Genomic DNA, 13,978 nt, shown 5'->3' on the forward strand with positions numbered 1-13,978 from the left:
CCCCCCCCCCCCCCCCCCCCCCCCCCCCCCCCCCCCCCCCCCCCCCCCCCCCATTGCTATATTATTTGCCTGTCTCCAATTTTTTCAAGAAGTGCGTAAGCTAAAGAGAGAGTTTAAGGAGAAAAGGAAATGAGATTTTACTATATGCAACATTATAGATTCGCGCTAAAACTGGTGAATTTGCTAATACAAATGCACACTACAAAAATTTTACAAATTTTCTCACAATGACAGAATCCAAACCACCTTTTATTATATAATTACCCTTTCAATCTTTGAGAGAATTAAAGGCATTATCCTTGTTGAGCTTCATTATCCCCATATTTTATAAAAATTCCGATTCTTTTATCTACAAAAGATCTTTAGAATTAATGGAAAAATTTAAAGAAAAAGAATCTTTTGAAGTGATTTTCGCCGATTGCAGTAAAGATTCCTTACTCACAAGCTCCTATGCGAACATTAAAATCCTCCATTCACCCTCCAAAGAGCAGATTTTCTCTCCTGCGTATGCGAGAAATCAGGCAGTGAAATGTGCGACACGGAAATATTTGTTTTTTTATGATGTAGATATGGATTATTCTAGTGATTTTGAATCTTTGCTATTTCAAGAGATAGAATCTAAGTTAGAAAGCGGAAAGGAGCGTTTTATTTCGCTTCCATTTTTGTATCTCACGCGTGAGGGAACGAGGGTTTTTGAGGAGACACGAGATTTTGCTACGCTTAAAATGAGCTTTTTAAAGGGCGAAAATCACTTAGTAGAGAGCCTCTCTGCCAATAGCTCGGCAATTATCATAGAAAAGCAATATTTTGAAACCTTAGAAGGATTTAGGGAGGATTTTTTGGGACACGGGGGAGAGGATTTTGAATTTTTGCATAGACTTGCTGCACTCAATCCACACTCTCAAAAATCAAAGGATTACTATACCGATGTGCGACACCAATTTTTAGGAGATGCAAAGGGATTTAGAAAATATCTCAGCTTTTATTCTCTGCCTTATTTTTTTAAAGGCTTGGTTTTGCTTCATCGGTGGCATTCTCGTCCGCTTACGAATGCTTTTTATTTCAGACGCAAACCAAACGAACAGCTTTTATTGGAAAGTATGCGAAACTTTGATACCCAAAATGCAAGTTGTGTGTGGCAATCGCAAAAATCTGCTCAAAACTTAAAAGACTTCATTCTTTTTTTAATGAATCAAAATGGCTATAAATTAGAGGATTATCCCGGATTCTTTCAGTTTGGCAAAGGAGTGAAGCCTATCAAAAAACCCTTAAGTGGCAAGATAAGAAAACTACTCACAAGACCTAAAGAGTTTTTTGGCGATAGCGTATTGTTGAAAAAGGTAACCCATTTAAGGATTCCAACCTTTGTTTATCTTTGGGCTTTTTATGGATTTTTAAAGTCTAAAAAAGCCTATCCTAAAGAGCTTTTAGAGGATTGTTTGCCTATTTTCCCAACAAAATCAAAAATCACAAGAGATTCTATATTTTATGGTTGGGGACGCAAAAAAACCGGATTAAATGCCATAGCCTTAGCACAAAAATATCATTGTAGATTTATTTTGCTTGAAGATGGATTTATCCGTTCATTTGACTTAGGTGTTAAGGGTGCGCCTAGTTTCTCGCTGGTGCAAGATGAGGTTGGAATCTATTATGATGCAACACAGCCTAGTGCATTAGAAAATCTGCTAAATACTTATGATTTTAAAAGTGATTTTGCACTACTTCAAACAGCTAGAGAAGCGATAAAATGGATTGTCCAGCATAATATTTCTAAGTATAATTGCACAAAAGATATTCCACAAGATTATTTTAATACAGATTCTAAGGAACAAAGAATCTTAATTATCGCACAAACGAGCAAGGATTCTAGCTTATTGTATGGTTATGGAGAGAAGTTTAGCACAAGAGAAATGATAGAATCTGCTCACCTAGAAAATCTCAATGCTAAAATTTATTTAAAAATTCACCCTGATGTTTTAAGTGGTAAAAGGAAATCCGATATTGATTTTCGCGAGATTCCACCTTATTGTGAGGTAATAATAGAGGATTTTAATCCTCTTTCTTTACTGAAATATTTCAGTAAAGTCTATACTAAAACCTCTCAAATGGGTTTTGAAGCCTTACTTGTAGGCTGTGAATGTGTATGTTTTGGAATGCCTTTTTATGCAGGTTGGGGACTGACAAAGGATAAACAGACTTGTATAAGGCGGAATCGCAAATTAAGTTTGGAGGAAGTTTTTGCTGCAAGTTATATTCTCTATTCAAAATATTATAACCCTATTTACCAGCACAAAAGTGATATTTTAGATACCTTGCGCACCATCGTGCGTTATAAGTCTCTCTACCTTAAAACAAGCCATAGAGCTTATTTTTTTGGTTTTTCTTATTGGAAGCATCATTTTATGAAGCCTTTTTTTCCAAATTATTTGCCTCAAAACTTAATTTTTATTAATACAATTTCGGCTAGTCCTTTAGAATCTGCATTAAAAAATGGCTTAGATAGAGAAAGTGATATTTACATTTGGGGGCGCAAAAGATTTCCAGAAGTGGAATCGTATGCAAAGGTAAATGGCTTAAAAATCATTCGTGTAGAAGATGGGTTTATTCGTTCTATTGCACTTGGTTCGGACCTTACACGTCCATTTTCTCAAGTCTTTGATATTAAGGGGATTTACTTTGATTCCACACAAGTAAGTGCATTAGAAGAAATTTTACAATCTACACAATTTGATACAATATTACTTCAAGAATCCCGAGAACTAAAAGCAAAGATTTTAAAAAATAAGATTTCTAAATACAATATTAATGCTCACAAGCAATTACAGCTTCCAAAAGAGAAGTGCAAGATTCTAGTCATTGGTCAAGTAGAAGATGACGCTTCCATAGCTTATGGTGCGCCCGGTCAAACCAATCTCTCCTTACTGCAACAAGCAAGACAAGAAAACCCGCAAAGCTATATTCTCTACAAGCCTCACCCTGATGTGTTAAGTGGGAATCGCATAGGGCATATTGAGCCACAAACTGCATTAAAGTATTGTGATGAGATTTTAGATTTTGTGAGTTTATCTTCCGCCATAGAATCTGTAGATGAGGTGCATACGCTAACTTCACTTAGTGGATTTGAAGCTTTGCTCTATGGCAAAAAGGTTGTAACCTATGGAATGCCTTTTTATGCAGGTTGGGGACTGACAAAGGATAAACAGACTTGTATAAGGCGGAATCGCAAATTAAGTTTGGAGGAATTGTTTTGTGGGGCTTATATTCTTTATCCTCGTTATATTCACCCTAAAACATTTGAATTTTGCGCACCAAGTGTATTGGTGGAGGAGTTGGAAAAAGAGAGGCAAACAATCCAAAATAATAAATTTTATAAATTTAAAATCAGCTTTTATTCTTACTTCTCAAGAAAAACACAGAGAATCTTTAAGGCTACTTTTAAATAATAGGAAGTTATTTGGAAGTTAAAACCCTTTCCATTTTTTGTTGCCCTCTTAAATCTCACTGCAATATTATTTTAGGATTCTAGGTAGAGTAATACCCCTTTGCTTTTGGTATTTGCCCTTTTTATCCTTGTAACTTACCTCACAAGGGGCATCACCTTCTAAAAACAATACTTGCGCGATTCCCTCATTCGCATAAATTTTGGCAGGAAGTGGCGTAGTATTGCTGATTTCAATTGTAATATGCCCCTCAAACTCTGGTTCAAAAGGCGTAACATTTACAATAATTCCACAACGCGCATAAGTGCTTTTACCAAGACAGATGGCTAAAATATTGCGAGGAATCCTAAAGTATTCAATCGTTCGTGCCAACGCAAAAGAATTAGGTGGCACGATACACACATCACCTACGAAATCTACAACATTTGCAGAATCAAAATTTTTTGGATCTACCACCATTGCATTAATATTAGTGAAAATTTTAAACTCATTACTTACGCGAATGTCATAACCATAACTTGATAGTCCAAAACTCACCACACCTTGCCCCACTTGATTTTCGCAAAATGGCTCAATCATTGCTTGTTTTTGCGCCATTTCACGAATCCATCGGTCTTCTTTTAATCCCATTTGATTCCTTACTTAGTTTTTTAATTAAATTATGATATTATAACAGATTAAACAAGCAAAAAATCTTTGGAGATTCCAAAGGAGTTGCTTTAAGAATTTATTTTCAAAAAGGCTTTAAAATGAATTTTAAAGAAATAAAAGAGCTGATAGAAATCTTTGACGCAAGTCATTTGAATCGTTTAAGTATTTCACAAGAAAATTCAAAAATTAAACTTGAAAAAGGGAAAGATTGTGCTGTTGCGGTTGTAGAACCACAAGTTACACCTCTTAGCACTCCCCAAGTTTCACAAAGCCTTCCACAAATCGCACCGGTTGCTTCCGCGCCTACTGTATCACTTCCAGCAGGAGACACAATTAATTCTCCAATGGTTGGGACATTTTATCGTTGTCCTAGCCCAGATACCCCAGCTTATGTAAATGTAGGAGATAAGGTTAAAAAAGGGCAAACTTTAGGGATTATTGAAGCGATGAAAATTATGAATGAAATTGAAGCGGAGTTTGATTGTATTATTAAAGAGATTGTCCCAAGTGATGCGCAGCCTGTGGAATATAATTCACCCTTATTTGTGGTGGAGAAAATCTAATGCAAGAAAAACCAAAAGAAATCAACACCATTTTAATTGCTAATCGTGGTGAAATCGCTCTAAGAGCAATCCGCACAATTAAAGAAATGGGTAAAAAAGCGATTGCAGTGTATTCTACTGCGGATAAAGACACACATTATTTGGATTTGGCAGATGCAAAAGTTTGCATTGGTGGAGATAAATCTAGTGAAAGCTATCTTAATATCCCTGCAATTATTTCTGCTGCAGAGCTTTTTAATGCAGATGCGATTTTCCCCGGATATGGATTCTTGAGTGAAAATCAAAATTTTGTTGAAATTTGCAAATATCATAAGATTGAGTTTATAGGACCAAATTCTGATGTGATGGCTCTAATGAGTGATAAAAGTAAAGCAAAAGAAGTGATGAAAAATGCTGGTGTGCCTGTGATTCCGGGAAGTGATGGCGCAGTCCCTTCTAAAGAAGAAGCCTTAAAACTCGCAAAAGAAATTGGTTATCCTATTATTTTAAAAGCTGCCGCAGGTGGAGGTGGACGCGGTATGCGTATCGTAGAAAAAGAAGAAAATATGTTCAATGCCTATCTAGCAGCAGAGAGTGAAGCAATTAGTGCATTTGGCGACGGCACAATTTATATGGAAAAATTCATTGATAAGCCAAAACATATAGAAGTGCAGATTTTAGCAGATAAGCACGGTAATGTGCTACACGTAGGTGAGCGTGATTGTTCGTTGCAGAGACGGCACCAAAAACTCATTGAAGAATCCCCAGCTCCTACATTAGAATTAAAAACACGTGAAAAACTATTGCAAACAGCAATTACTGCGACAAAAGCAATTAAATATGTAGGTGCAGGCACTTATGAATTTTTATTAGATTCTAATCAAAACTTTTATTTTATGGAGATGAATACGCGTTTGCAGGTTGAACACCCTGTGAGTGAGTTGGTTAGTGGATTGGATATTATTGAGTGGATGATTAAGATTGCAGAGGGGCAAAGACTACCTGAACAAGAGGAGATTATTTTTAGAGGTTGTGCAATGGAGTGTAGAATTACCGCAGAAGACCCTCTGAAGTTTTATCCATCAGCGGGTAAAATTACAAAGTGGATTGCACCAGGTGGCAATAATGTGCGTTTAGATACTCACGCGTATGCAGGATATATCGTGCCGATATTTTATGATTCTATGATTGGAAAGTTGATTGTTTGGGGCAAGAATCGCAAAGAAACTATTGTTAGAATGTCTCGTGCTTTAGATGAGTTTTGCATAGAGGGAATTAAGACTACGATTGCATTCCATCAGGAAATGATGAAAAATGATGATTTTAAGAGAGGAGTGATTCATACGAAATATTTAGAGCAAAAAATGACAGATAATTTGTCTAGGAAGTAAAAAGTGGAACAAAAAATGCTTGTAATTTTTAAATATTGCAAGGAAGCAAATTCATTATTTAAGGAGATAAGATGAAAATTGGAAATACACAAAGTGCAAACGAAAGTTTGATTAGCTTAAATAAAGCAAAAGAGAGTGAAAAAGACGCGTTGAAGAAAATTGCTTCCCCACGTCCATTAGAAGCAACAGATGGTGCAAGTTTAGCTCTAGCAAATGCGCTTTTATCGCAAGCAAATTCAATGTCTCAAGGAATCCGTAATGCAAACGATGCATTGGGGGTTATGCAGATTGCTGATGCGACACTCTCAAATATAACAGATTCTGCAATTCGTATGAATGAACTTTCTGTCGCTTTGGGTAATCCCGCTCTAAATAGTGACCAAAGAGCAATGATTGAAAGTGAAGCGAATGCGCTGACTCAAGCAATGAGTGATGCAGCAAATCAAGCAGTCTTTAATGGAAAAAATGTCTTTAGTGGGCAAATGAGTTTTGTAACAGGCAATGGAACAGAAAGTATTAATATGCAAGCCCCAAATGTTGCAGGATTGAGCGTGAATAATCAACAAAGCATTTTGGATTTTATGAATAATGTAAATATGAGTCGCGCAAATATTGGTTCTGCAATGAATGGAATCCAATCAGGCATTAACGCAAGTATGAATACGGTCGTGAATCTAAAAGCTGCAGAGGGTGGGTTAATGAAAGATGATTTAGCTGAAAATTATAACCAACTCAATACAGCAAAACTAAAAGAAAATGCTTCACTTTATGCTGCTTCTTTTAACACACAATATTTACAAAATCGTTTAGATGCGTTGCTTGGTTAATTTTTTTATCTTTACAATTCTGTAAAATTCTGTTATTTCTTGTTTAGTTTAAAAAGAGATTCTCCTTTCTCTTTTTGAATTTTTTCTTTTATTCCAATAGTTAGCAAACATTTAAATCCCTTTGTTCTGACGAATCCTTGTATCGTTTTCCTATTTTGAATTTGTAGCTTTTATGGTAAGATTTTGGCTTAATTTTTACAAAGGATTTGTATGTTTTTTAGCAAATATTCTGCAAGTGGCAATGACTTTATTCTCACACATATTTTTGGCACACAAAAACACCTTTTTTCTCATCTTGCTCAAAAAATTTGCAATCGTCATAAAGGAGTAGGTGCAGATGGTTTAATTATTTTAAAGCCGCATTTAGAATATGATTTTGAATGGGAATTTTATAATTGTGATGGTAGTGTGGCGGAAATGTGTGGCAATGGAAGTCGTGCAGCAGCAATGTATGCGTATGATTTAGGAATCGCAGGTAAAGAACAGAGATTCTTAACGCTTGCAGGTGTAATTAATGCAACCATAGAAAATAATGAAGTAGAAAGTATATTAAGCACTGCCAAAATTTTACAAGAAAATATCCAAGAGTTTGGTAATACTTGGACATTGATTGATACAGGAGTGCCACATCTAGTTTGTGAAAAAAAGAGTGAATTAGGCAAGGAAGATTTACGCTTCTTGCGTCATAAATACAATGCAAATATAAATGTTGCCGAGATTTTGCAAGATAGAATCCTAGCACGCACTTTTGAAAGGGGAGTAGAAGATGAAACACTTGCGTGTGGGACAGGTATGGCAGCAATGTTTTATTGCTTATTTCATCAAGGCAAGATTCCAAATCCTTGCCTCTTTAATCCTGCAAGTCAAGAAGATTTATACTTAAAAGAAAAAGAGGGGCGACTTTATCTTAAAGGCAAAGTGCATAAAATTTGTGATTTTGTTTTTAAGGATTGATTAAAACAAGCTATTGGAATCTTTCGCGTTTTTTCTAAACTTTTGGTATGATTTTGAAAAATTTATTATAAGGAAATATTGTGAATTTTTGTATTTTATTTGGTGGAAAATCTTATGAACACGAAATTAGTATCGTTAGCGCTATTGCTTTAAAAAAGCTATTACCACAAATCAAATATTTTGTCTTTTTAGATGCCTCGCATAATTTTTATCTCATTCCAATACAGAATATGCAATCAAAGTTTTTTAGTTCTAGAGATTATTTAAAGGCACAAAAAATCTATCCTAAAAAAGATGGATTTTATACGCACACACTCTTTGGAGAAAAGCCTTTGCATTTGCCAATCTTGATTAATCTTATTCACGGAGGAGATGGGGAAGACGGAAGTGTAGCAAGCTTGTTGGACTTTTATGGGATTCCTTATATTGGTCCGCGTAATCCCGCGTGTGTGTTAAGCTTTGATAAGGAATTGACTAAACTCCTAGCCCAAAGTCGTGGTGTTTCAAGTCTTGAATATTATGTCATTTATCGTGATATGCCTTTACCTGAAAATTTGATTTTTCCACTCATTATTAAACCAGCTAGGCTTGGAAGCTCTATTGGGATTAATATTGTAGAATCTCAAGAGAAATTACAATATGCGTTAGAATCCGCTTTTGAATTTGATGAAAAAGTTATTATTGAGCCTTTTATTGAGGGTATCAAAGAATATAATTTGGCAGGTTTTAAGTCTCAAGAGGGTATGCAATTTTCTTTTATTGAAGAGCCAGAGAAAAAGAAATTTTTAGATTTTGAAAAAAAATATTTAGATTTTTCACGCACAAGCAATGCAAAAGAAGCAATCATTAGTGAAGACTTAAAGCATTCCTTGCAAACTAATTTTAGTAAGATTTATGAAAATTTATTTGAAGGCGCATTAATTCGTTGTGATTTTTTCATCAAAGAGAATCAATGTTATTTAAATGAGATTAATCCAATACCAGGAAGTCTTGCAAATTATCTATTTAAAGATTTCCAAAGTGCTTTAAGTCATCTTTGCAAAGCACTTCCAAAACCTAGAGAAATTAAAGTTGCCTATGAATTTTTGCATCAAATTCAATTTGCTAAAGGTAAATAGTGGCACAAAAAAGATTAGATTATAAAGGGCAGAACTTCTTTATCTCTTATGAAGTGAGGGAATCCACGAATCTTTCTGCACCAATGTTGGTAATTTTACACGGCTGGGGGGCGAATAAGGCTTTGATGAAACAAGCTTTTGGCACACTTTTTAGGGATTTTAAGCATTGCTATATTGATATGCCTGGGTTTGGAAACTCTCCTACTCCTCCCTTTGCTCTTAATACCTATGATTATGCGGAGATTTTGAAAATCTTTTTAAAGCAACTTTTGATAAAACCTTGTGAATGCGTAATTTTGGGGCATAGCTTTGGCGGTAAAGTGGCTACTTTATTAGAACCCAAAGAATTAATTTTGTTAAGTAGTGCAGGTATTAAAGTCCCAAAAAGTCTCAAAGTGCGTGTAAAAATAGCAATTGCTAAATCATTAAATAGATTAGCACCAAGAATCAATGCAGTCTTTAAACATTTATTGCGTTCAAAAGATGTAGAAAATATGAATGAGATTATGTATCAAACTTTTAAAAATGTTGTAGATGAGGATTTTTCAAATATTTTTGCTAATTTTAGGAATCCTTGTTACATTTTTTGGGGCGAAAGAGACCTTGCTACACCTTTAAAATCAGGCAAACAAATTCACGCATTAATGCCAAATTCTAAATTTTTTGTTTTAGAAAGCGACCATTTTTTCTTTTTAAAGGGTGCAAAAGAAATTGAAAAACTCTATTTAAAGGTCAAAGATTAATAAAATTTATCTAAAATTCGCTAAAATTGCGTAACTTTTATTTAAGGATTCTATTTGCAAAGTATTGATATTTTTATTATGGCGACTCGCTGGATTTTTCTTATTGCATTAGGGTATTATGCAATGATAAATCTTCAGTGGTATCATTATAAAGTTATGCGTGTATTGTTTAGGCATCATAAACAAAAATGGCATTTATTTTATTTTGTTCTGCCTATACTCTATTTTATTTTGATTCCAAATAATCTTTATTTTTATATCGGTTTATATCTTTATGTTATTTTATTAGGTGTATGGATTTTTCATCTTAATAAGCGATTAGTAGTAACAAGTAGAGTCTTGCGATTTTTTGGTTTGTATATTGTATTTATTTTATTTAACGAGCTATTGCTATTAAGGATTGTAGAACATTCAATTTTGGTTCAAATTGTCTATTTATTTCCACTTTTTATTTCTATTGCACTTTCTTCTTTGCTAGAAAAAATCTTGCTTAACCGCTATAAAAAATTGGCTTTAGATAAGCTAGATAGTATGCCAAATCTTACAATTATTGCAGTAACAGGAAGTTATGGCAAAACAAGTCTTAAAAATTTTTTATTACAAATTTTGCAAGAGAGTTTTAAGGTTTATGCGACACCAAGAAGTGTGAATACATTAACTGGAATTATTGCAGATGTTAATCAAAATCTTTCTCCCTTAACGGATATTTATATTGTGGAAGCTGGTGCAAGGGGAGCAGGGGATATTAAAGAGATTGTAGATTTGCTTTCCCCACAAGTTGCAGTAGTCGGGAAAATTGGTGAAGCTCATATAGAATATTTTAAAAGCATAGAAAATATTTATAGCGTAAAATATGAGATTTTAGAAAGCAAAGCATTAAGTCAAGCTTATATTTATCGTGGAAATATTCAACCAAATCATTGTTCTGCTAGAATTGTTAATTTTCCTCAAGAGATGAGTGGGGTTGTGGCAACTCTTGAGGGAACAAGTTTCACTCTTAAGGTGGGTAACAAAAAATTAGATTTTCAAACACGTATTTTGGGTGCATTTAATGTGATAAATATAAGTGCTGCGGTTGCAGTAGCAAAAGATTTAGGTGTTAGTGATGAACAATTAATAAAAAAAGTGCGTAAATTAGAGCCTATTAATCATCGTTTGAGTAAAATTGTTGTGAATGAGAAGATTATTTTAGATGATAGTTATAATGGAAACTTAGATGGAATGCTTGAAGCAATTCGTCTATCTTCTTTGCATAATGGTAAAAAGATTATCGTAACACCGGGTCTTGTAGAAAGCTCTAAAGAAGCTAATATCGCACTAGCTGAAGCAATTGATAAGGTTTTTGATTTGGCGATTATTACAGGTGAGTTAAATTCTAAGTTGTTACGCAAACATATCCATAAATCTCAAAAAATAATTCTTAAAGATAAAGCGCATATTGAACATATTTTAAAAACCACAACAGATAGTGGCAATTTAATCCTTTTTGCAAATGATGCACCAAGTTATATCTAAAGTAAATTGTATTTTAAGGAAAGCTCAATGAACTATCTTTATGCTCCGTGGCGTAGCGGTTATTTCATAAGCAAAAATGAAGAATGTGTATTTTGTGCGATTTCTCAAGGAATGGATTTAAATATAAAACTTAAAATGCAAACAAAATCAAAAGAAAGAAGTAAAGAACTAAAAGATTCTACATCAGAATCTACTTCTTGCAATCAAGATAAATTAATGCAAGCAGATATTAAGAATCGTGTATTTTATAGGGATAATGAAGTGTTTTGTGTGATGAATAAATTTCCTTATACGCCTGGGCATTTTTTAATTATTCCTCATACACATACACATTCTCCAGAAATTTTAGATGTGGAAGTTTGGCTGCAAATGCAAAAAATTGCTCAAAAAGGTGTGGCGCTTTTAAAAGAATTTGGCGCACAAGGAATCAATTTGGGAATGAATATTGAACGTGCAGGGGGTGCAGGTATTCCAGAACATTTACATTTGCACTTGATTCCTCGCTTTATTGGAGATACGAATTTTTTTACAACAATTGGTGATTCTCGTGCCTATGGAGTGGATTTTGATGAAATCTTTAATCGTATTTGCAAATTATCGCAGAAATATTTTTATTAAAGATTTAACACGGCTCAAGGAGAAAGATTAAAAATCTTAATAAGTTTTGTTTGGAATTCAGATAAATATATTTTAAGATATCTGTTTAAATTTTATCCTTTTTAGGATTTTAATTTATTTTTAAGGAATATGTGATGGATAGAATTGCAGCAATTGTTTTTGGTGTATGTTTGGTTGTATGTAGCATTGTATTTGGCATAAGTGCCAAATTAGCAGTTCAAGAGTTTCGTTCGGGTGAACGGAGTGTAGTTGTGAAAGGTTTAAGTGAAAAAGAAGTCTTTGCAGATGTGATGATTTTGCCTCTTAGATTTCGTCTTGCAAACAATGATTTGCACGCACTTTACACAGAAGCAGAACGCAATTCTAAAAAAATTGTGGAGTTTTTAGAAAAAATGGGCTTTGATAAAAGGGAGATTACTATAGGTTCGCCCAATATTACAGATAAGCTTAGTAATGATTATGCGGATGATAGAAGAGTAACTTATCGTTATTCTGGGAGTGGAGAGGTCATTTTATATACTAAACAAGTTGCACTTGGAAGAGAGATGTTTGGACGCATTACAGAGCTTGGACAAGAAGGAATTGCCATTAATATTAACGCTTATGATGTAGAGTATAGTTATACGGGATTAAATGCGATTAAGCCAGAAATGATTGAGGAATCCACTTTTAATGCCAGAGAAGCAGCGCAGAAATTTGCTAAAGATTCTAATAGCAAACTTGGTAGAATCAAGCGTGCGACACAAGGACAATTTAGCATTAGTAACCGCGACCAAAATACTCCTCATATTAAAAATGTGCGAGTAGTTTCTACAATAGAATATTATTTGGAAGATTAAAATTAATTTTTAGTTTAAATTTGCCATAATTTCCAAATTAATTTTATAAAGGGCGCGTAATGATAATCAAGGGTGCGATGGTTTGTGATGCCAATGGGGAACAGAAGGGTGATGTCCGGATTGAGAAAGGAAAAATTATCGCTGTAGAACGAAGTATTATGCCCAAAAATGGTGAAGAAATTTTGGAAGCAAACAATCTTGTGTTGCTTCCCGGAGCCATTGATTTAAACACGCGTGTTAGCAACTCCGTATTGAGCAAAGAAAATCTGCTGAAGCTTTCTTATAAGGCAGCACTTGGTGGGATTTCTCAAGCAATCTTGATTCCAGATTGTAAGCCCACTTCTAGTGGTGAATTAGGATTGGAACTGCTCAACGCGTTAAAAGATGATTTTAAGGCTCAAATCTTAGGAGTTTCAGATGTCGTTAATGCAGAGAATCCAAAATCTTTAAATGAAATTGCAACTCTACATAAAAAAGGTGCAAAAGGAATTTTTGCGAAGTCTAATACCGATGGCAATTTATTAAGACGTGCGTGTGAATTTGCGTTAATGTTTGATGTGCCAATGTTTTTTTCCTGTGAAGATGAATCTTTAAGTGCAAATGGCGTGATGAATGATGGGGAGCTTTCTTCAAAGCTTGGATTGCCTTCTATTCCAACCTTGAGTGAGACAAAAGAAGTCGCACAAATGAGTGAGGTTGCGAGGTTTATGGGGGTAAAAGCAGTTTTTTTAGCCCTTGCAGCAGAACGTAGTGTAGAAATAATTTGTGAGGCAAAAAATGCTGATTTTAAATCCAAACCTTTTAAAAATAAAACTCAAAATCTCTTTTTACAAACTTCTATTCACCACTTAATGTTAACAGAAGATTTATGTAATCATTATAATACAGCGGCTAAAATTAAACCTCCCTTGAAATCCGAAACTACACGCACCAAACTTTTAAATCGGGTTAAAAAGGGAGAAATTGAATTAATTACTTCATTGCAGTCTGCGAAATCTCAAGCACAGAAGGACTTAGCATTTGAAGAAGCTGCTTTTGGTATTGATATGATTGAATGTTTTGTCCCAATGTGTTATACGTTGTTTGTCAAAAATGAAAGAATGACATTAAGTGAGTTAAGCAGAATCTTAAGTTTTAATCCAGCAAACGCTTTAGGCTTTAGAGAAAAAGGGTTAATTCAAGAGGGTTATGATGCAGATTTAATTTTGATAGACCCTAAAGAAACTTGTGTGATGGATAATCCAGATTCACCTTATAATGATTGGATTTTTTATGGAATGGTAAAAGAGATGTTTGTTGATGGTAAACGATGTTTAGGACTCTATACGAAGAATCCTTAA

The 13,978-nt window shown here is 34.3% G+C and carries 12 protein-coding genes; 11 read left to right on the forward strand and 1 reads right to left on the reverse strand.

Annotated features, from left to right (window positions below):
* Positions 1-302: 302 nt before the first annotated feature.
* Positions 303-3,443: a galactosyltransferase-related protein gene (locus Q0Y61_RS02550; RefSeq protein ID WP_297810870.1), complete on the forward strand. Its 3,141-nt coding sequence runs from the start codon at positions 303-305 to the stop codon at positions 3,441-3,443.
* Positions 3,444-3,509: 66 nt separating this feature from the next.
* Here Q0Y61_RS02550 and dcd read toward each other — a convergent pair whose 3' ends face one another.
* On the reverse strand, positions 3,510-4,070 hold the full coding sequence (dcd, locus tag Q0Y61_RS02555; protein ID WP_297810873.1) for a dCTP deaminase: 561 nt from the start codon (positions 4,068-4,070) through the stop codon (positions 3,510-3,512).
* Between the two features lie 119 nt (positions 4,071-4,189).
* Between dcd and accB the strand changes: the two genes are divergently transcribed.
* The 10 genes from accB (at position 4,190) to Q0Y61_RS02605 (ending at position 13,978) form a co-directional block, all read left to right on the forward strand.
* The gene (gene accB, locus Q0Y61_RS02560) at positions 4,190-4,654 is read left to right on the forward strand and encodes an acetyl-CoA carboxylase biotin carboxyl carrier protein (protein ID WP_297810876.1); all 465 of its coding nucleotides are present in this window, start codon (positions 4,190-4,192) and stop codon (positions 4,652-4,654) included.
* Positions 4,654-6,024 (forward strand): acetyl-CoA carboxylase biotin carboxylase subunit, encoded by a 1,371-nt coding sequence (locus tag Q0Y61_RS02565; protein ID WP_297810879.1) that lies wholly within the window; start codon positions 4,654-4,656, stop codon positions 6,022-6,024. Before accB ends, Q0Y61_RS02565 begins: the two co-directional genes overlap by 1 nt.
* Before the next feature lie 71 nt (positions 6,025-6,095).
* Positions 6,096-6,851 carry a flagellin gene (locus Q0Y61_RS02570; RefSeq protein WP_297810882.1) on the forward strand — a complete coding sequence of 252 codons (756 nt, stop codon included), beginning with the start codon at positions 6,096-6,098 and terminating at the stop codon, positions 6,849-6,851.
* Between the two features lie 210 nt (positions 6,852-7,061).
* Positions 7,062-7,805 carry a diaminopimelate epimerase gene (gene dapF, locus Q0Y61_RS02575; protein ID WP_297810885.1) on the forward strand — a complete coding sequence of 248 codons (744 nt, stop codon included), beginning with the start codon at positions 7,062-7,064 and terminating at the stop codon, positions 7,803-7,805.
* Positions 7,806-7,885: 80 nt separating this feature from the next.
* Positions 7,886-8,923, forward strand: a complete 1,038-nt coding sequence (locus Q0Y61_RS02580) for a D-alanine--D-alanine ligase (RefSeq protein WP_297810888.1) — start codon at positions 7,886-7,888, stop codon at positions 8,921-8,923.
* A complete protein-coding gene (locus Q0Y61_RS02585) occupies positions 8,923-9,666 on the forward strand; it encodes an alpha/beta hydrolase (RefSeq protein ID WP_297810891.1) in 744 nt (247 codons plus the stop codon). Before Q0Y61_RS02580 ends, Q0Y61_RS02585 begins: the two co-directional genes overlap by 1 nt.
* Before the next feature lie 54 nt (positions 9,667-9,720).
* Positions 9,721-11,181: a UDP-N-acetylmuramoyl-tripeptide--D-alanyl-D-alanine ligase gene (murF, locus tag Q0Y61_RS02590; RefSeq protein WP_297810894.1), complete on the forward strand. Its 1,461-nt coding sequence runs from the start codon at positions 9,721-9,723 to the stop codon at positions 11,179-11,181.
* 27 nt (positions 11,182-11,208) lie between these two features.
* Complete coding sequence (locus Q0Y61_RS02595; RefSeq protein ID WP_297810896.1) at positions 11,209-11,799, forward strand: HIT domain-containing protein; 591 nt, start codon at positions 11,209-11,211, stop codon at positions 11,797-11,799.
* Between the two features lie 134 nt (positions 11,800-11,933).
* On the forward strand, positions 11,934-12,638 hold the full coding sequence (locus tag Q0Y61_RS02600) for an SIMPL domain-containing protein (RefSeq protein ID WP_297810900.1): 705 nt from the start codon (positions 11,934-11,936) through the stop codon (positions 12,636-12,638).
* Positions 12,639-12,697: 59 nt separating this feature from the next.
* A complete protein-coding gene (locus Q0Y61_RS02605) occupies positions 12,698-13,978 on the forward strand; it encodes an amidohydrolase family protein (protein WP_297810903.1) in 1,281 nt (426 codons plus the stop codon).

Origin of the sequence: uncultured Helicobacter sp. (assembly GCF_947367035.1) — a bacterium.
In the GTDB taxonomy this organism is placed as follows: Bacteria; Campylobacterota; Campylobacteria; order Campylobacterales; family Helicobacteraceae; genus Helicobacter_D.